Source organism: Agromyces capsici, assembly GCF_058349965.1.
The window spans coordinates 938,948-957,748 of record NZ_JBYRET010000002.1; the positions used below are offsets into that span (position 1 = coordinate 938,948).

Consider the following 18,801-nt stretch of genomic DNA (forward strand, 5'->3'; position numbering starts at 1 on the left):
GCGGGCGATCCCACTTTCGACGGATGCCGCGGAAGGGGCCGGTCACTAGGCTGAATCCCACCATGACCGTGCTCGATGCCCCCCTCGTCGGACGGGTGCAGCCATCGGCGCTGCGGCCCGTCTTCACCTCGCTGCGCATCGGACTCCACGTGCTCGTCGTCGGGCTCACGGTGTTCGTGCTCGCGCGCGCGATCGTCGTCGGCAGCTCCGACCTCGTGGCGATCGCCATCCTGTCGATCGCGTTCCTCGGCACCTACGCGGTCGGCGTGGTCACCGCGCACCAGGTCGTCGCGCCCTGGATGCGGGCCGGCTGGCTCGTCATGCTGCTGGGGCTGTGGCTCGGGCTGAGTGCGCTCACACCCGATGCCGCGTTCCTGGCGTTCCCGCTGTTCTTCATCGAGTTGCACGTGCTCCCGGCGCGCTGGGCGGTGCCGCTCGTGGCCGTGACGTTCACGCTCAGCGTCTGGGGCACGACCACCCACCTCGGATTCGAGGTGGGCAGCGTGCTGGGTCCGTTCATCTCCGCCGGCGTCGCGGTGATCATCGGACTCGGCTATCGGGCCATGGCCGTGGAGTCCCGCGAACGGCAGTCGCTCATCCTCGACCTGCTCGCCACGCGCGAGGAGCTCGCCGCGGCCAGCCGCGAGGCCGGCACGCTCGCCGAGCGGGAGCGCATCGCGCGGGAGATCCACGACACCGTCGCGCAGGGGCTCTCGAGCATCCAGATGCTGCTCCACGCGGCCGAACGCGACGTCGCCGACGAGGCGACCCGCGAGAAGCTGCGGCTCGCGCGCGAGACGGCGGCCGACAACCTCCAGGAGACGCGTCGGTTCATCCGCGAGCTCACGCCGCCGGCGCTCGACGAGCGGACGCTGCCCGCGGCGCTCCGGCGGCTCGCCGACGCGACGAACGAGCAGGCGTCACAGGCGGGCACGCGCACGCGCGTGTCGTTCTCGATGAGCGGCGAGCCGGTGCCGCTGCCGATGTCGATCGAAGCGACACTGCTGCGCATCGCGCAGGGGTCGCTCTCGAACGTGGTCAAGCACGCCGATGCGGCACGGGCCGAGCTCACGCTGAGCTACCTCGGCGACGAGGTCGCGCTCGACGTCGTCGACGACGGCATCGGGTTCGATCCCGCGAGCCTCGACGCGCAGGCCGCCGAGGGCGTCTCGTTCGGGCTGCGCGCCATCCGGCAGCGTGCCGAGAACCTCGGCGGCACCGCCGACGTCGAGTCGAGTCCCGGCGGCGGCGCGGCCCTGTCCGTGCGGATCCCGGCGGTGACCGCGTGATCCGGCTCCTGCTCAGCGACGACCATCCCGTGGTCCGTGCCGGCATGCGCGCCCTGCTGGAGGCCGAGCCCGACCTCCAGGTGGCCGGCGAGGCGAGTTCCGCCGAGGAGGCCGTGCGCCTCGCGGCGGCGCCCGGGATCGATCTCGTGCTCATGGACCTGCAGTTCCCCGGGCGGCTCCAGGGCGTCGAGGCGACGCGGCGCATCCGGGCGGCGGCGGGCGCGCCGAGGGTGCTGGTCCTCACCAACTACGACACCGACGCCGACATCCTCGGCGCGATCGAGGCCGGCGCCAGCGGGTACCTGCTGAAGGATGCCCCGCCCGGCGAGCTGATCGCCGCGATCCACGCGGCCGCCGCCGGTGAGTCGGCACTCGCGCCCGCGGTCGCGTCGCGGCTCGACGCGTCGCAGCGCAGCGCCGACCAGCGACTCACGGTCCGCGAGGCCGAGGTGCTCCAGCTCGTGGCCGGCGGCAGCACCAACCGCGAGATCGGGCAGGCGCTCTTCCTCAGCGAGGCGACCGTCAAGTCGCACCTCGTGCACATCTTCACCAAGCTCGGCGTGGGCTCGCGCACGGCCGCCGTCGCGAAGGCCCGTGAGCTGGGCGCGATCCGGGCGGGCTGACCGGTGCCCCGGGCCCGTGTCGTGCTCGTCCACGGCATCCGCACGTCGTCGACGATGTGGCGGGGCCAGGTCGCGCGCCTCTCGCGGCACGACCTCGAGGTGCTCCCCGTCGACCTGCCCGGTCATGGCGCCCGCCTGGACGAGGCCTTCACGATCGAGGCCGCGGTCGACGCGATCGACCGTGCGGTCTCCCGAGCCGACGGCGCCGCCGACGGCGTGCCGCGACTGCTCGTGGGGCTGAGCCTCGGGGGGTACCTCGCGATCGAGTACGCGGCGCGCCATCCGGATCGGATCGACGGCCTCGTCGCGGCGTCGTGCGGCACGCGTCCGCGCGGGCCCGGGCTGCGCGGCTACCTGGCGCTCGCGCGGGCCATCAACCGGCTTCCCGACCGCGGGCGTGGCCTCAACGACGCCATGGCGCGGCTGTTCCTCCCGGCCGCCGCGGTCGACGACATCGTCGCCGGCGGCGTCGCGCTCGACGTGATGCAACCCGCACTCACGGCCGTGGCCGAACTCGACGTCGAGCGCTCGATCGCCGCGATCGAGGTGCCCGTTTGGTTCGTCAACGGCCGGTACGACCACTTCCGCATCGAGGAGCGCCGGATGGTGCGGGCCGCCCGCGACGGACGGCTCGTGCTCATCGACCGAGCGACCCATCTCGTGAGCCTCGCGCGCCCCGATGAGTTCGCCGCGGCCGTGCTCGGTGCCGTCGCCGAGCTGGAGGCGCGGGCGGCTCGACGGGTCCGCCACGATCGGACGCGCTGACGCGCGCGGCACACCCGGGCGCATTGGTGTCGTCCCGGCGTTGCTGGTATCGTTGCCTGTTGGCTTGCGTGTGGGTCCCACCCCCGCACGATGCGCCGCGACGGCCCCTCTACCGATTGCGGCAACTCCGGTACCCGCAGAACACACGAAAGACGAACCACGTGGCAAACATCAAGTCGCAGATCAAGCGCATCCGCACCAACCTGAAGGCGCAGGAGCGCAACAAGGCCGTGAAGAGCGAGCTCAAGACCGTCATCACCGCGACCCGCAAGGCGATCGCCGAGGGTGACAAGGAGAAGGCCACCGCCGCCCTCCGCGTCGCGACCCGCAAGCTCGACAAGGCCGTGAGCAAGGGCGTCATCCACAAGAACCAGGCCGCGAACCGCAAGTCGTCCATCGCGAAGCAGGTCGCCGCGCTCTGATCCGAGCACTTCCGCACGAAGGCCTCGCACCGTCCGGTGCGGGGCCTTCGTCGTTGTCGGGGCGGCATCGGGGCGGCGCGCCGCCGGGGACGTCGCTCGCGGTGCGGCGGGTATGCCTCAGGCCTCGACGCGGCCGCGTGCCGCGATGACGCCGACGAGTCGCTCGAGCGCGAACACCGGGTCGCGTTCGGCGCCCTTGACCGCGGCATCGGTCGCCGCGAGCGCCTGGATGGCGGCGCCCAGGCCCTCGTCGGTCCAGCCGATCAGGTCGCGACGTGCCCGGTCGACCTGCCAGGGCGCGAGGCCGAGCGAGCCGGCTGAGGCGCCGCGCGCGCCGGCGACCTTCGCCATGGTCCGAATCTTCATGGCGAAGGCGGCGACCATGGGCACCGGGTCGGCACCGGATTCGAGGGCGTGCCGCAGCGCGATGAGCGCCTCGCCGTGACGGCCGGCGATCGCCGCGTCGGCGACCTCGAACGCGGTCGTCTCGACGCGACCGCCGTAGTACTTGGCGACGGTGGCCTCGTCGATGTCGCCGGGGACGTCGGCGATGAGCTGACGGCAGGCCGCGGCGAGCTCGCCGAGGTCGTCGCTGAACGCCCCGACCAGGGCGCGCAGTGCCGCCGGTGCGATGCGTCTGCCGGCCAGCCGGAACTCGGCGGCGGCGAAGTCCTGCTTCTCCGAATCTCTGCGGAGCTCGGCGCACACGACCTCGACGCCGCCGCCTTGGCCCGAGCGGATCGCATCGAGGAGCTTCTTGCCGCGCACGCCCGACCGGTGCCGGAGCACGAGCGTGGTGCCCTCGGCCGGAGCAGCGAGGTACTCCAGCGCGTCGACGATGAGCTCGTCGCTCGCCTTCTCGACGCCCGTGATGCGGATGAGCCTCGGCTCGCCGAAGAGCGACGGGCTGGCGAGCGTGAGCAGCGTGCCGCGCGCGTAGCCGTCAGCCTCGAGGTCGCTCACCTCGAGTGACGGGTCGTCGGCGCGGAGCGCGTCGCGCAGCATCGTCATCGCGCGCTCGGCGAGCACGTCCTCTCCCCCGGAGACGAGGACCACCGGCGCGGGCCGCACCGCCGTCCACGCGAGTTGCGGAATCGCGACCTTCGACCTCGCCGTGCCCGTTCGTGCCGCCACGTGTCTCCCTCCGCCCGCAAACGAGGAGCGGGGCCCGCACCAGTCTACGGAGGGCCGACGACAGCGTCGGAGGGGTCCTCGCCACGCTCCGCCCAGAGCTGGAACCGTCCGTCCACGACGGTCAGCGCCGCGGTGCCGGAGCGGTCGCTGCGGATGGGGACCGTGCCTGCCTCGGCGAGGAGTTCGATCAGGCTCGTCGTGGGGTGCCCGTACCCGTTGTCGGCACCCACGCCGATGAGGCCGACGGATGCCGCGAGCTCGCGATACAGCGCCGGGTCCTGGTCGCCGCTGCCGTGATGGGCGACCTTGACGAGATCGACACGGCCGATCTCGTGCCGGCGGAGCAGTGCGGCCTGCGCGTCCGCGCCGAGGTCGCCGAGGAAGACGGCACGGTAGTCGTCGGCTCGGAGTTCGAGCACGACACTGGCGTCGTTCCCGGGTTCGGCGCGTGCGGGTGGCCAGAGGACCCGCCAGCGGCCCTCGCCGAGCCGGCCGGTCGCCCCGTCGCCGACTTGGACGAGCTCGGCACCGCCGCGGGCGAGCGGCCCGAGCGCGCGATCGGATCGGGCGCCGTCGAGCGGGCCGTGGAGCACCACGTCGACGCGGCCGGCGATGGCCTCCACTCCGCCCGCGTGGTCGGCATCCCAGTGCGTGATCACCGCGAGGTCGATCCGGTCGACGCCGGCGAGCGTGAGGCAGGCGGCGAGCGGCTCGGGATCGGCTCCCGTGTCGACGAGCAGGGTCGCGCCGCCCTCGCGGATCAGCACGGCATCGCCCTGGCCGATGTCGCACTGCAGCACGCTCCAGTCGTCGGGCCGGGAGGCCTGCGCGATCGCAGGACGCCCGACCGCGGCGCCGAGCGGCACGGCGAGGCTCAACCCGAGCACGATCACCGCACCGGCCCGCACCGCGACGACACGCCTCGGGTGCACCGACCGTGCCCGAACGCCCGAGCGCGTCGCCGCGAGCACTGCGGCGGCCGCGATCGCGACCGCGCAGAGCACGGCGCCGGGCGCGTCGGCGATCCACGGCAGCCCGGTGAACGGCATGGCGCCGACGCCGCGGGCGAGCAGCGCGATCCACGAGGCGGGCAACCACGCGAGCTGGAGCGCGGCGAATCCCGCCGACGGCAGCACGGGCAGCAGGAGGCATCCCGCGAGCCCCGCCATCGTGGCGATCGGGGCGGCCGGCGCGGCGAGCAGGTTCGCGGGCACGCCGTAGGTCGCGACGACCGGGTCGAGCAGCACGAGCACAGGCTGGCACGCGAGCTGAGCGGCGAGCGGAACCGCGAGGACGACGGCCACGGGGTGCGGCATCCATCGGGCCAGCGTCGTCGCGAGCGGCCCCGAGCCCAGCACGAGTCCGGCGGTGGCGCACACCGAGAGTGCGAACCCGAAGTCGCGCGCGTACCAGGGGTCGGCCACCAGGAGCACGATCGCGGCGACGGACAGGGCGGACGCACCGCCGCCCGCCCGGCCGGTCGCGCACGCGGCGAGTACGACGACGGCCATCGCGGCCGCGCGCACGACGCTCGACTCGGGCGTGACGAGCAGCACGAACCCGACGAGCGCGACCAGGGCCGCGACCACGCGGCCCACCCGGGGCGCCCCGAGCAGTCCGGCGAACCAGAACGCGGCCGCCGTGACGAGCGCGCAGTTGGCGCCCGACACCGCCGTCAGGTGCGTGAGCGACGCCGCCGTCATCGCGGCATCGAGGTCGGCGGAGATCCGCGACGTGTCGCCGATCGCGAGCCCGGGCACGAGCGACCCGCCGTCGCCGCCGAGCCGTTCGGCCCGATCGGCGAGCCCGGCGCGAAGCGGATGCGTCCAGGCGACGACCCACGGCGGCGGTCCGACCGCGACCACCTCCGAGGCGCGCACCAGGAACGCGGCGCGCTCGGATCCGGGCGACTCGGCGACACGACCGACGACCGTGACGACGGAGCCGAAGCCCGGCGGCGCGCCGCCCGCGGCATCCGCCGGCAGGACGATCTCGAGCGGCACGGATGGCACCGCCCGACCGGCGACCTCGACGAGCGCGGCCCGCGCGCGCATCGACGCGCCGCCGCCCCACGGGGCCGCGCGCTCCGGCCGGAGCGACGACTCGAGTCGTGCCGCAAGGTCCGTCGGCGCGCGCGTCTCCGCCGCGCCCGCGAGAGCGCTCCCCTCCCTCGACGCCAGGGCGGCGCCGGCGACGGTTGCCGCGAGGGCTGCGCAGGCGGTCGCGACCAGGAAGGGCGCGCCGACCCTGCGGAGCATGGCACGAACGTCGCGGCGATCCCGCACGCCGACGGGCTCGGTGGATCGCACACGACCGCCGATCACCGCGACCAGGGCGATCCCGGCGAGCGACCAGAGGGCGACCGGCGCCACCCAGGCGGGCACCGCGGCATCCGTCGCGCCGGTGGCGAGCCACGCGGCTGCCCAGGTCGACGCGGCCGGGCCGAGCAGTCGCAGGTCGTGCGCGCGCACGTCAGAGGCTCACGAGGCCGACGAGCCCCGAGTACACCGCGTCGCCGATCCCGGCGACCTCGAGCAGCTGAGCCACGTCGGTGAAGGGGCCGTTCGCCTCGCGCCAGTCGACGATGCGCTGGGCGAGCGCGGGCCCGATGCGCGGAAGCGTGTCGAGCGCCGCGACGTCCGCCTGGTTGAGGCTCACGCGACCCGACGCCGCCGCACCGGGCCCTCCCGCACCGACCTGGTCGCCGCTGGCTGCCGGCGCCGGCACCTCGCCGACCCGAGGCACGACGAGTTGCTCGCCGTCGACGAGTGCCCGCGCGAGGTTCACCCCGGCGGGGTCGGCATCGGCCGCGAGCCCTCCCGCACCGGCGACCGCGTCGAGCACGCGGGAGCCCGGCGCGAGTTCGACGATGCCGGGCTCGACCACGGCGCCGAGCACGTGCACGAGGATGGGCGTCGCCCCCGTGCCGTCGGCCGCGCCCGCCGAAGCTGAACCGGAACCAGAACCGGTGTCTCCGGCGCCGTCGACCGACACCGCCGGCGCGGCGATCTCGCCCTGTTCCCCGCCGCCGCCCGAGGCGAACGACACCACGGCCGAGACCGCCACGGCGACGACGAACAGCACGACCGCGGCGCCGACCGCGATCCGCGCACGTGGCCGCGCACGGGCGCCCTCGAGCGCGGCCAGCGGATCGACGGCGGATTCGGGCATGCCCCGAACGCTACGTCCGCGGCCGGCCCCGGCCCGTCACTCGCCGACTCGGGTGCGCAACGCGCCCGAGCGGCCGCCTGTGGAGGACCGGTCGTCAGGCCCGCGTCGCGATGTTGACGAGCCTCGGCGCACGCACGATCACGTTCGCGATCTCGCGCTCGCCGACCGAGCGCGCGACGGCGGCCGACGCGCGCGCGAGCGCCTCGAGCTCGTCGGCGCCGATCTTCGGCGAGACCTCGATCCGGTCGCGCACCTTGCCGTCGACCTGCACGATCGCGGTCACCGACTCCTCGACGAGCAGGGCCGGGTCGGCCTTGCGCCACACGACGTTCGCGACGGTGGGCTCGTAGCCGAGCCGCTGCCACATGTCCTCCGCGGTGAACGGCGCGAACAGGTCGAGGATCATCGCGGTGACCTCGGCCGCCTCGCGCACCGCCGCATCCCCCGCGCCCGGGCCGGAGTCGATCGCCTTGCGGGTCGCGTTCACGAGCTCCATGAGGCGCGCGACGATGACGTTGAACTTGAACGACTCGGCGAGTCCGGGCGCGTCGGCGAGCAGGCGGTGCGTCACACGGCGAAGGGCGGGGTCGCCCGTCTTCCACTCGACGTCGGGGCTCGAGGTCACCTCGCCCGAGATGCGCCAGGCACGTGCGAGGAACTTCGCCGCGCCGACCGGCGACACGTCGGCCCAGTCGATGTCGTCCTCGGGCGGGCCGGCGAACGCCATCGTGACCCGCAGCGCGTCGGCGCCGTGGGCCGACAGCTCGGACGCGAACTCGACGAGATTGCCCTTCGACTTCGACATCTTCGTGCCGTCCATGATCACCATGCCCTGGTTGAGCAGCGAGGTGAACGGCTCGGTGAAGCCCAGGTAGCCGAGGTCGAAGAGCACCTTGGTGAAGAACCGCGCGTAGAGCAGGTGCAGGATGGCGTGCTCGACGCCCCCGACGTACTGGTCGACGGGCAGCCACTTCTCGGCCTCGGCCGGGTCGAACGCGCGCGAGTCGTCGTTCGGGTCGAGGTAGCGCAGGAAGTACCACGAGCTGTCGACGAAGGTGTCCATCGTGTCGGAGTCGCGGCGCGCCTCGCCGCCGCAGTCCGGGCACGCGACCCGCGACCACTCTTCAGCCGCGCCGAGCGGGCTCGCGCCCTTCGGGCTGAGGTCGAGCCCCGCGGCATCCGGCAGCCGAACCGGCAGGTCGGCCTCGGGCACGGGCACCTCGCCGCACTCGTCGCAGTGGATGATCGGGATGGGCGTGCCCCAGTACCGCTGGCGCGAGATCAGCCAGTCGCGCAGGCGGTAGTTCTTCGCGGCGCGGCCGACCCCCTTCTCGTCGAGCAGTTCGATCGCGCGTCGGATGGCGTTGGACTTGCTGAGGCCGTTGAGCGGCCCGGAGTTCATGAGCCGGCCATCGCCCGCGAGCGCGACGCCCGTGTTCGCCGGGTCCAGCTCGGGCAGCTCCTCGAGCGGCAGCGGAACGCCGTGCTCGTCGACGGGGATCACCGGGATGACGCCCGTGATCGGCGCATTGGTGTCGACGACCACGCGCACCGGGAGCTCGAACGCCCGCGCGAAGTCGAGGTCGCGCTGGTCGTGCGCCGGCACCGCCATGATCGCACCGTGGCCGTAGTCGGCGAGCACGTAGTCGGCGGCCCAGATCGGCAGGCGCTCGCCGTTCAGCGGGTTGGTCGCGTACCGCTCGAGGAACACGCCGGTCTTGGGCCGGTCGGTCGCGAGGCGGTCGATGTCGCTCTCGGCGCGGACGGACTCGAGGTACTGCCCGAAGCGCGCCTGCACGTCCTCCGATGCGCCGGCGGCCAGCTCGGCGGCAAGCTCGGAATCGGGCGCCACGACCATGAAGGTCGCGCCGTAGAGCGTGTCGGGGCGGGTCGTGAAGACCGAGACCGGCTCGTCGCGTCCCTCGATCGCGAAGTCGACGTCGGCGCCAGCGGAACGGCCGATCCAGTTGCGCTGCATCGTGAGCACCTTCGAGGGCCACTTGCCCTCGAGCTGGTTCAGGTCGTCGAGCAGGCGGTCGGCATAGTCGGTGACGCGGAAGTACCACTGCGTCAGCGCCTTCTTCGTCACGACGGCGCCGCAGCGCTCGCAGTGCCCGTCGATGACCTGCTCGTTGGCGAGCACGGTCTGGTCGACGGGGCACCAGTTCACGAGGCCGGCCTTGCGGTACGCGATGCCCTTCTCGTACAGCTTGAGGAACAGCCACTGGTTCCACTTGTAGTACTCGGGGTCGCTCGTGTGGAGCTCGCGCGACCAGTCGAACGACGGCGCGTACTGCTTGAACGAGCGCTTCTGCTGGTCGATGTTGGCGTAGGTCCACGCGCGCGGGTCGGCGCCGCGCTTGATGGCGGCGTTCTCGGCGGGCAGGCCGAACGAGTCCCAGCCGATGGGGTGGAGCACGTCGAAGCCCTGGTGGCGCCAGTAACGCGCGGCCGCGTCGCCGAAGCCGAACGCCTCGGCGTGGCCCATGTGCAGGTCGCCCGACGGGTACGGGAACATGTCGAGGATGTACTTGCGCGGCCGCGTGTCACCGGGCTGCGCCGCGCGGAACGGCGCGAGCTCCTCCCACACCGGAAGCCACTTCGCCTGGATGGCGGCGAAGTCGTAGGTGCCGGCGTCGGCGGCCTGCGGGGTGTCCTGCTCGTGTGCCACGTGACTCTCAATCGTGAAGCGCGGGAGGGGCTGGGCGCATGCCCGGAAGCGGGCACGCCGAGGCGGCGCCCGAGGGTCAAGCCTATTCGATCGCGTGCGCCGGCCGCGGGCCGTTCGCATCGGGCGCACGGGGCGGCGCCGGCACGTCGCCGCCGAGCACCGCGATGAGCGCGCGCGCCTTGACGCGCGTCTCCTCGACCTCGTCGTCGGGGTCGGACAGTGCGGTGATCCCGCCGCCCGTGCCGATCGATGCGCCCGACGGCGTGAGCACGATCGAGCGGATGACCATGGCGAGGTCGGCGGTGCCGTCGGCCCCGAGGCATCCGAACGCCCCCGAGTACACGCCCCGCGGACCCCGCTCGAGCCCGTGCAGGATCGTCATGGCCGACAGCTTCGGCGCCCCGGTCATCGAACCCGCGGGAAAGGCCGAGCGCACCGCGTCGAGTGCGGTGAGCGGATGGCGCAGCCGCGCCGTGACCGTCGAGACGAGCTGGTGCACGTGGGGGTACTCCTCGACCTCGAGCAGGCTCGGCACCCGGAGGCTGCCGAGCTCGGCGATCCGGCCGAGGTCGTTGCGCATGAGGTCGACGATCATGAGGTTCTCGGCGCGTTCCTTCTCGCTCGTGCTGAGCTCGGCGCGCAGCGCGACATCCGTCGCCGGATCGTCCGAGCGCGGCCGGGTGCCCTTCATGGGCTTGGTCGCCACCGTCCCGTCGCGCTCGACGAGCAGGAACTGCTCGGGCGAGGCACTGAGCAGCGCGACGTCGCCGAAGCGCAGGAATCCGCCGTGATGGCTCGGGCTGCTGCGACGCAGGCGCAGGTAGGCGGCGACCGGGTCGGGCGCGGCATCGACGTCGACGCGGTTGGTGAGGCAGAGCTGGTAGGCGTCGCCGCGCACGATGGCCGCCCGGCACTCCGCGATCATGCGCCGGTACGCGTCGGCGTCGTGTCGCCAGTGCGTGGGGGCCGGTGCGGTGCCGGATGTCGCGGGCCCCGTGGATCGCTCGTGACGCGCCGCGGGGTCCGCGCCATCCGTCGTCACCCGCTCGATCGCGGTCGCCGTCTCGTCGACCCAGCGGCGGGCGGAGGTCGCGTCGGCCGCGTCGTCCTCGATCCACTCGAGCCGCACCGCGCGCGCCGCGTGCTCGAAGACGATCACCCGGTCGGCGAAGAAGAACGCGACACCGGGCGCGTCGGAGGCCGCTGCCGGCACCCCGAGCGTGCGGGCGCCGAACTCGTAGCCGAACCAGCCGTGCCATCCGACGGCCGCGCGGCGGACCGGGTCGAGGTCATCACCGTGCACCGCCGCGCCCAGGTGCGCCCCGAGCGCGTCGTAGACCTCGTCGGGATCCGCGTCGTCCGCGGCGAGCACCGAGGGCGCTCCCCCGCGCGCCACGGCGATCACACTGCGGCCGTCAGTCGCGTCGCGACCGCCGTCGAGCCAGGCGACCCGTGCCGCGTCGGCCGCGACGGCGAGGAACACGAGCTCGGGGTCGCGCCACTCGGGCAGCGTGAGGCTCCGGATGCGTCGCGGCATCCCCTCAGCCTACGACCGCCGGACACGGCAGGCGGGCGGGCGCTCGAGGCGCCCGCCCGCCCGTCAGCGGCTCACCGGCTCACGGGGCGTACTGGAAGATGTACAGCCCGCTGTCGCGGTCGGAGGCGAGCACGTACTTCTGGCCGTTGGGGTGCTTGTGCACCTCGACGCCCCAGAAGTTGTTCCCGCCATCGTCGATGAAGCGGCCGACCTCCTGGAGCTGCCCGCCCGCGTAGCTCAGCACGCGGAAGCCCGCGGCGTAGTACGAGATGTAGGCGAGGTCCTGGTCGGGGTCGGTCGCGACCTCGTGCACCGACAGGTCGCCGTAGCCGGATGCGAAATCCGGATCCTGGCTCTCGGGGACCCAGTACTGGTCGAGCTCCTGCATGGAGTTCGCGTCGTACAGGTGCACGTAGCCCCAACCGTCGAACACGGCGGCGATGTCGACGGACTGGCCCGTGTCGCCGATCGCGGTCGGCACGGCGGTGCCGACGCCCGAGTCCTCGCAGGTGTAGCCGGCGGGCACGCCGCCGGTGAGGATGCGGAAGCCGTCCGTCCGGGAGACGAACACCGCTGGGATCCCCGCCTCGACGAGCATCGACACGAGGGTCTCGCAGCCGTCCACGCCGGTGCGGTTGAACACGATGGCGCCCTTGTAGCCGGCGTTCTCGGCGTTCTGCACCTTGACGGTGAAGTCGCACACGCCGCGTTCGATCACCGCGATGGTGGCCCCGTCGGGTGCCGGCAGCGCCGCATCGCACGCGAGCCCCACGTACCTGGTGTCGCCGGACAGGTCGGTGCCCGGTTCGACCTGCGGCACGTCGGAGCCCTGGATCGCGGTGAACTCCGTGCCGTCCTCCATCGTGGCGACGACGCGATACGGGTTGAAGTCCTCGTCGGTGGCGATGAACATCCCGCGGTCCCGCGTGAACTCCGCCTGGTGCGCGTTGCCCTCGGGCGTGATGCTCTGGCCGAACTGCGCCCGGACCGGGTCGACCGCCGCGAAGTCGGTGTCGGCCAGGAACACCGGGTTCGCCGGGTCGGTCACGTCGAGCTTCGCGTAGCCGCCGTCCCAGTAGGAGACCAGCATGATCTGCCGGCCGCCGATCTCCTCGACCACCATGTCGTGGAGGAACACCGCGTCGCCGTGCACGTCGCCGAGCGGCTGCTCGGTGTCGTCGTCGAGCGAGGTCTCCGAGATCAGCTTGGGCTTGGACGGGTTCGTGATGTCGAGGATGTCGATGTCGGTCTCCTCGAGGTCGTCCACGAGCACCGCGTACGCCTTGCCGGTCTCGTCGTCCGTCCACATCCGCACCGAGTGCGTCTCGTTCGCCTTGGTCTGCGCCTTGCCCTGCGCCGTGCCCGGGAGCGTGAAGTCGCCCGCGCCCTCGACGAGCTTCTTCGGATTGTGCGGGTTCGTCACGTCGACGAGCGTGATGCCGCCGACCCCGTGCGTCTCACCCGGGCAGATCTCGTTCTGGTAGGCGAGCACCTGTCCCGAGAAGAACGGCGTATCGAGGGTCATCACCTGCGATCCCTCACCGCTGAACGTGCCGCGATGGCTCGGGATCAGGCTCACCACCTCCGGCTCCGTCGGGTCGGAGATGTCGACGATGTACACGCCGCCGCGGTCGCACTCGGGTTCCCAGAAGGCGGTGAGGTACGCGTAGTCCCCGAACGCCGACACGTCGGCGATCCGGCCCGGCTCCTCGTCGCCCTCGAAGAGGTCGAGCTGGCCGATCACGTCGACGTTCGCGCTCGTCGGCGGGAGGTGGCCCTCCCCCTCACCGTGCTGCTGGTCGTGCGAATGGTGGTAATGCGTCTCCTTTCCGGAATCCAGCACGCCGTCGTCGACCCAGTCGACGTCGTCGTGGGCGAGCACCGGCCCGCCGCTGAGCACCAGTGCTCCGGCGGCGATGAACGCGGTGCCTGCGAATACTGCTCGTCTCCTCATGAGAGCTCCTCTACTGGAAGGGCAGTGCGTCTTCGACGGGGGGATTCAACCACCAGCCGGCCCAGTAGGGATAGGGGTATCGCGGTACGACGCAACGAGCCTGCGCGCAACGCTCGGAATCGGCGCCGAAACGGAACCGGACCTCCGCTTGTGCGGAGGTCCGGTTCGCTCGATCAGACGATCAGCGGATGGCGTGGCTGCCCTTGAACTCGAGCTCCAGCTGGCCCTTCGCGTTGCCCTTCGCCGTGCCGTTCACGGCCGATTCGGTCTCGGCGAACGTGAGCGTCGCGTGCGCGACGGCGTCCGACATGACGTCGAGCGCGTCCTCGTTCAGGTTGTCGATGTCGTCGCACGCCTGGTGGTAGCACGGGTCGTACGCTTGCCCGGCGGTGCCGCCGTACCGCGCGGCCTCCTCCACCGTCTTGATGCCTTCGGCGCCCGTGAAGAGACCGCCCGCGGGGATGCCTGCCTCGATGAACCCGAAGTAGTCGCTCCGGCCGTCGAACTCGGTGGGTTCGGTGTACTCGCCCTCCGACGCGAAGAACTCGGTGAAGACCCCTTCGATGATGTCCGAGCCGTTCGGACCCGCGGTGCCGAACGCGCCGCCGTCGCCGTCGTAGACGAAGTTGGCGTAGTTCGGCGAGCCGATCATGTCGAAGTTGAGGTTCAGCGCGTGCTGCTTGATCTCACGCGGCGACAGTTGCGAGACGTAGTAGCTCGAGCCGATCAGGCCATCCTCCTCACCGCTCCAGAATGCGAAGCGCACCCGGTTCTCGGGCTCGATGCCGAGCTCGTGCATCTGCAACGCGACCTCGAGGATCGTGGCGGTGCCCGAGCCGTTGTCGTTGATGCCGGGCCCTTCCTCGACCGAGTCGAGGTGTCCACCGACGACGACGGTGCGGTCTGTGCGGCCGGTCTTCGTGTCGGCGAGCAGGTTGTTGGTGGTGATCTCATCGACCTCGGTCTGGATCGCGAGGTGCAGCGTGAGGCCCGCGGTGTTCGCCCATACCTCGCCCTGCGGGAACGACACGCTCACGACAGGGATGTCGCGAGCGAAATCGCCGAGCGTGCCGCCGAACAGGTCGGTGCGGTCCGGCCCGCCGTTGCCCTGGTTGAAGATGATCGCGCCGGAGGCCCCCGCCTCCGCGGCGTTGTCGGCCTTCTCGCCGAACGTGCAGGTGCCGCGCTGGATGAGGGCGATGTTCCCGTCCGGGAAGCCGGCGAAGTCCGCGTCCTCGCACCCGCTCGTCGAGGCGCGGTCGCCGACGAGATTGATGTCGACCGCCGTGACGGCCGCCGTGACGTCCCCTGCGCCCGTGAACTCCATCGGGACGTAGTCGACGTTCTCGACGTACGCGGTCGGTGTGGGCGCGGTCTGCTCGAGCGACGAGCCCAGGATCGTGACGTTCTCGTACGAGAACTCCTGGAGCGAGATCTCGTAGCCCGCGTCGTCGAGCAGCCCCGCCATGTACGCGACCGACGCCTCGTGGCCCGGCGTGCCGGCCGCGCGGGTGCCGCCGTTGGCATCCGCGATCGCCTGCAGCGCGTCGAGATGCGCCATCACGCCCTCGACGGTGACGGCTCCTCTCAGGGCCGAGGTGTCGATCCTCGGCGCGGCCTGGGCCGTGCCCGCGAGGATCAACGACCCGGCGACGGCGGTGGAGGCCGCGATGGCGCCGATCTGGAGTCGGGACTTGGTTCGATGGTTCACGAATGCTCCTTCGTGGAGATGGTGTGATCTCACGGCGTCGCGAGCGGATCGGACACCGTTGGCGCGAACCTAGCCCACGAACCGGTTCATTCGGAAGATCGTCTCCGGAACGCGCAAGCGAGTTGCGCGCAACGGCGGAATCGTGCGCGAAGCGGCGGGAGTCCTCCCCGGTCAGGTCGATCGGGCGTGTGCCTAGCCCAGCCGCACCCGCCGCTCCACGAGGCCGTTCGGCGCCCCCGTGTGCGAGATGAGCACGACCGACCGGTCGCGCCCGGCCGCCTCGAGCAGGTCGCGCAGGAGCGCGTCCGCGCGCTCGGGGTCGACGCTCGCGGTCGGCTCGTCGAGCACGAGCACCGGGAAGTCGGCGAGCATCGCGCGCGCGAGCGCGATCCGCTGCGCCTGCCCGCCGGAGACGAGGGCTCCGCGTTCGCCGACGGGGGCGTCGAGCCCGCCGCGCTCCTCGACCCACTCGCGCAGGCCGACCCGGTCGAGCACCGCGAGGAGCTCGTCGTCCGACGCCGTGTCGCGCGCGAACAGGAGGTTCTGCCGTACGTCCTCGTCGAAGAGCCAGGGACGCTGTTCGACGAGCCCGACGATCCGGCGCACCGCGCGCGGATCCAGGTCGCGCGCCTCCGTCTCGCCGAGCCGGTACGAGCCGCCGTACTCGAGGAACCGCACGAGCACGTGGGCCAGGGTCGTCTTGCCCGAACCCGACGGCCCTTCGACGAGCAGCCGCTCCCCTGGTTCGAGATCGAGGTCGATGCCGTCGAGCGCGGGGGCCCCGGATGTCGCGGCGTCGCGGCCGCCGGGCCAGTCGGCCCGCACGCCGCGCAGGCGAATGGCAGGAACGAGCGCACCGTCCTCGATCTCCGCCGAGTCGGCGTGGCCGGCGACCTGGACGGGCAGCTCCGGCGGAACACGCTCGGGCACCGCCTCGGCGACGCGCCGGGCGCTGGCACGGACGACGCGCAGCGAGCCGATCGCGATCGGCAGCGCGGCCGCGACCTCGGCGATCGCAAGCGGCACGAGGCAGAGCACCGCGAAGGTCGGCCCGTCGATGCGGCCGTCGGCGAGCAGCGGTTGCGACGCACCGAGGCTCGCGGCCGCGGCGAACACGCCCACCGCGCTCATGGCCGCCGCCGCGAGCCCGACGGCCGAGGCCCGCGCGCGCGTCGCGCGCTCGAGCCGCGCACCGAGCCGCCGGATCCGAGCCCGGCCCGCCTCGGCCGCGTCGAACGCGACGAGCACGTCGAGCGCCTGCACGTGCTCGACGATCGCGCCCTGCAGCTCGCCGCGGAGCGGCCCGAGCCGGTCGTCGGCGCGCGCGGCCAGCACGGCCTGCGCGAGCACGGCGACCCCGATGCCGACGACGAGACAGGTCGCCACCGCCGCCGCGGCCGCCGGGGCGAGCCACGCGACGCCGGCGATCGCGGCCACGAGCACCACCGCGGCGCTCGCGACGGGCTGCACGATGCGCAGCGACACGTTCTGCAGGTCGTCGACGTCGCCGACGAAGCGGGCCAGGAGGTCACCACGCCGCGACGCCGCCAGTCCGTCGGGCGCGAGCGGCAGCATCCGCGCGAAGACCCCCGCGCGGATCTCCGCGAGCTGCCGGAAGGCGGCGTCGTGACCCGCGAGCCGTTCGAGGTAGCGGAAGACCGCGCGGCCGAGCGCGAACGCCCGGACGCCGACCACGCCGAGCGAGAGGTAGAGCACGGGCGGCTGCTCGGCGGCGCGCGCGATGAGCCACGCGCTCGCGGCGAGCAGCGCCACGCTCGAGAGCCCTGCGAGGATGCCGAGGAGCACCGAGGGCAGCAGCCGTCGCACGGGCGGCACGGCCTGGCGGAGCACGGAACGGGAGCGGTCAGACACGGGCGCCCTCCGGGATCCTCACGACGCGGTCCGCGGCCTGCGAGAGCGCGTCGCGATGCGTGGTCACGAGCACGGCGCGTCCCTCGCGGGCGAACTCGCGCAGCGCCGCGCCGAGCTCCGCCTCGCGTCCGGCGTCGAGCGCCGACGTGGGCTCGTCGAGCACGAGCAACCGCGCGCCGGTCGCGAGCGCGCGGTGCACCGCGCGAGCGATCGCGACGCGCTGGGCCTGGCCGCCCGAGAGCCCGGTGCCGCCCGGGCCGAGCGGGAGATCCGGCGGCACGTCGACCGCGGCGATCGCGAGCGCGCGGTCGAGCGCGGCGAGCGGCGCGTCGGCGCACCCGAGCCGGACGTTCTCGGCGACGGTGCCCTCGAGCAGCTGCGGCGCCTGACCGGCCCACGCTACGCCGGCGCGGGTCGCCGCGCCGGCGTCGGCGCCGTCGAGCCGCAGGTCGCCGGTCCAGTCCGCGAACCCGAGCACGGCGGCGACGATCGACGACTTCCCCGATCCGCTCGCACCCGTGATCGCGACGACCTCGCCCGGCGCGACGTCGAGGTCGAGTCCCTCCACCACGGGGCGGCCGTCGCGGAGCACGGTCAGGCCGCGGGCGCGCAGCCCCGCGGCATCCGTCGCCGGCTCGCCCGTCTCAGCACGACCCGTCGAGGGCCGAGCGGATGCCACGGCTCCCGCCCGCTCGTCGACCCCGCCGTCGAGCAGGTCCAGCGCGTCGCGCGACGCCTCGAGCCCGGCCGTCGACGCGTGGAACGCGGCGCCGACGTTGCGGATCGGGAGGAACACCTCGGGAGCGAGGATCAGCACGAACAACCCGGGCGCGAACGACATGTCGCCCGCCACGAGCCGCAGTCCGATCGCGACGGCGACGAGCGCGACCGACAGGCTCGCCGCGAGCTCCAGCGTGAAGCCGGAGAGGAACGTCACGCGCAGCACCTTCATGGTGCTCGACCGGTACTCGTCGGTCACCGCGCGGATGCGGCCGACCTGTCGCTCGGCTCGGCCGAACACCATGAGCGTCGAGAGCCCGCCCACGACCTCGAGGAACCCGCGCGAGAGTGACTGCAGCCGCTGCCACTGCCGTCGCTGCACGGCTTCGGTGGCCATGCCGATGAGGGCCATGAACACGGGGATGAGCGGGAGCACGATCACGAGGATGAGCCCTGAGACCCAGTCGGCCGCCCACGCGGCGACGATGAGCACGGGCGTCGCGACCGCCGTGAGCACGAGCTGCGGCAGGTAGCGGCCGAAGTAGTCGTCGAGCGCGTCCAGGCCGGGGCCGAGCAGCGTCGCGGCACGCGCGGTCGTCACGTCGCGCGCGCCCGGGCGGTTCTCGAGGCTCGCGAGCAGCTCGTCGCGGAGCTCGGACTTGACCCGCATGGCGCCGGCCGAGCCGAGCGACTCCCACGACCAGCCCGCGAGGGCGCGGACGGATGCCGCGACGAGGAGCACAGCCACGACCGGCTGCACGCCGACGCCGCCGGGCTCGCCGCCCTCGATCAGGCCGACGACGAGCGAAGCGAGCGCCCATGCGAACGCGACCGTCGCGCCCGCCTGCAGGAGTGCGAGCGCTCCCCCGGCGACGAGGAAGCCCCGCGCGGCGCGTGACCGGCGGAGCAGCCTCGGATCGAGCGGACGCACG

General features: G+C 73.0%; 13 protein-coding genes. 4 read left to right on the plus strand and 9 right to left on the minus strand.

What is annotated here, in order from left to right; translation table 11 throughout:
- Positions 1–62: 62 nt before the first annotated feature.
- The 4 genes from AC3RKB_RS18125 to rpsT all read left to right on the plus strand — a co-directional run bounded on the left by AC3RKB_RS18125 (position 63) and on the right by rpsT (position 3,099).
- Positions 63–1,289: a sensor histidine kinase gene (locus AC3RKB_RS18125; RefSeq protein ID WP_491437715.1), complete on the plus strand. Its 1,227-nt coding sequence runs from the start codon at positions 63–65 to the stop codon at positions 1,287–1,289.
- Positions 1,286–1,912, plus strand: coding sequence for a response regulator (locus AC3RKB_RS18130; protein WP_491437716.1), 627 nt, complete (start codon positions 1,286–1,288; stop codon positions 1,910–1,912). The genes AC3RKB_RS18125 and AC3RKB_RS18130 overlap by 4 nt, the downstream gene beginning before the upstream one ends.
- 3 nt (positions 1,913–1,915) lie before the next feature.
- A complete protein-coding gene (locus AC3RKB_RS18135; protein WP_491437717.1) occupies positions 1,916–2,677 on the plus strand; it encodes an alpha/beta fold hydrolase in 762 nt (253 codons plus the stop codon).
- Between the two features lie 161 nt (positions 2,678–2,838).
- On the plus strand, positions 2,839–3,099 hold the full coding sequence (gene rpsT / locus AC3RKB_RS18140; protein ID WP_491437719.1) for a 30S ribosomal protein S20: 261 nt from the start codon (positions 2,839–2,841) through the stop codon (positions 3,097–3,099).
- A gap of 117 nt (positions 3,100–3,216) precedes the next feature.
- On the opposite strand, the gene holA is transcribed toward rpsT, so the two are convergent.
- From holA to cydD, 9 genes are all read right to left on the minus strand, one after another.
- Complete coding sequence (gene holA, locus AC3RKB_RS18145; protein WP_491437720.1) at positions 3,217–4,233, minus strand: DNA polymerase III subunit delta; 1,017 nt, start codon at positions 4,231–4,233, stop codon at positions 3,217–3,219.
- A 44-nt stretch (positions 4,234–4,277) separates the two neighbouring features.
- Positions 4,278–6,704, minus strand: a complete 2,427-nt coding sequence (locus tag AC3RKB_RS18150) for a ComEC/Rec2 family competence protein (RefSeq protein ID WP_491437721.1) — start codon at positions 6,702–6,704, stop codon at positions 4,278–4,280.
- A gap of 1 nt (position 6,705) precedes the next feature.
- Complete coding sequence (locus tag AC3RKB_RS18155) at positions 6,706–7,404, minus strand: ComEA family DNA-binding protein (RefSeq protein WP_491437722.1); 699 nt, start codon at positions 7,402–7,404, stop codon at positions 6,706–6,708.
- A 94-nt stretch (positions 7,405–7,498) separates the two neighbouring features.
- Positions 7,499–10,075: a leucine--tRNA ligase gene (gene leuS / locus AC3RKB_RS18160; protein WP_491437724.1), complete on the minus strand. Its 2,577-nt coding sequence runs from the start codon at positions 10,073–10,075 to the stop codon at positions 7,499–7,501.
- Between the two features lie 82 nt (positions 10,076–10,157).
- Positions 10,158–11,612, minus strand: a complete 1,455-nt coding sequence (pabB, locus tag AC3RKB_RS18165; RefSeq protein ID WP_491437725.1) for an aminodeoxychorismate synthase component I — start codon at positions 11,610–11,612, stop codon at positions 10,158–10,160.
- A gap of 79 nt (positions 11,613–11,691) precedes the next feature.
- Complete coding sequence (locus AC3RKB_RS18170; protein ID WP_491437726.1) at positions 11,692–13,566, minus strand: PA domain-containing protein; 1,875 nt, start codon at positions 13,564–13,566, stop codon at positions 11,692–11,694.
- A 181-nt stretch (positions 13,567–13,747) separates the two neighbouring features.
- On the minus strand, positions 13,748–15,277 hold the full coding sequence (locus AC3RKB_RS18175; RefSeq protein WP_491437727.1) for a M20/M25/M40 family metallo-hydrolase: 1,530 nt from the start codon (positions 15,275–15,277) through the stop codon (positions 13,748–13,750).
- A gap of 192 nt (positions 15,278–15,469) precedes the next feature.
- On the minus strand, positions 15,470–17,149 hold the full coding sequence (gene cydC / locus AC3RKB_RS18180) for a thiol reductant ABC exporter subunit CydC (protein WP_491437729.1): 1,680 nt from the start codon (positions 17,147–17,149) through the stop codon (positions 15,470–15,472).
- On the minus strand, positions 17,142–18,800 hold the full coding sequence (cydD, locus tag AC3RKB_RS18185) for a thiol reductant ABC exporter subunit CydD (protein WP_491437730.1): 1,659 nt from the start codon (positions 18,798–18,800) through the stop codon (positions 17,142–17,144). The genes cydC and cydD overlap by 8 nt, the downstream gene beginning before the upstream one ends.
- Between the last annotated feature and the right edge of the window lies 1 nt (position 18,801).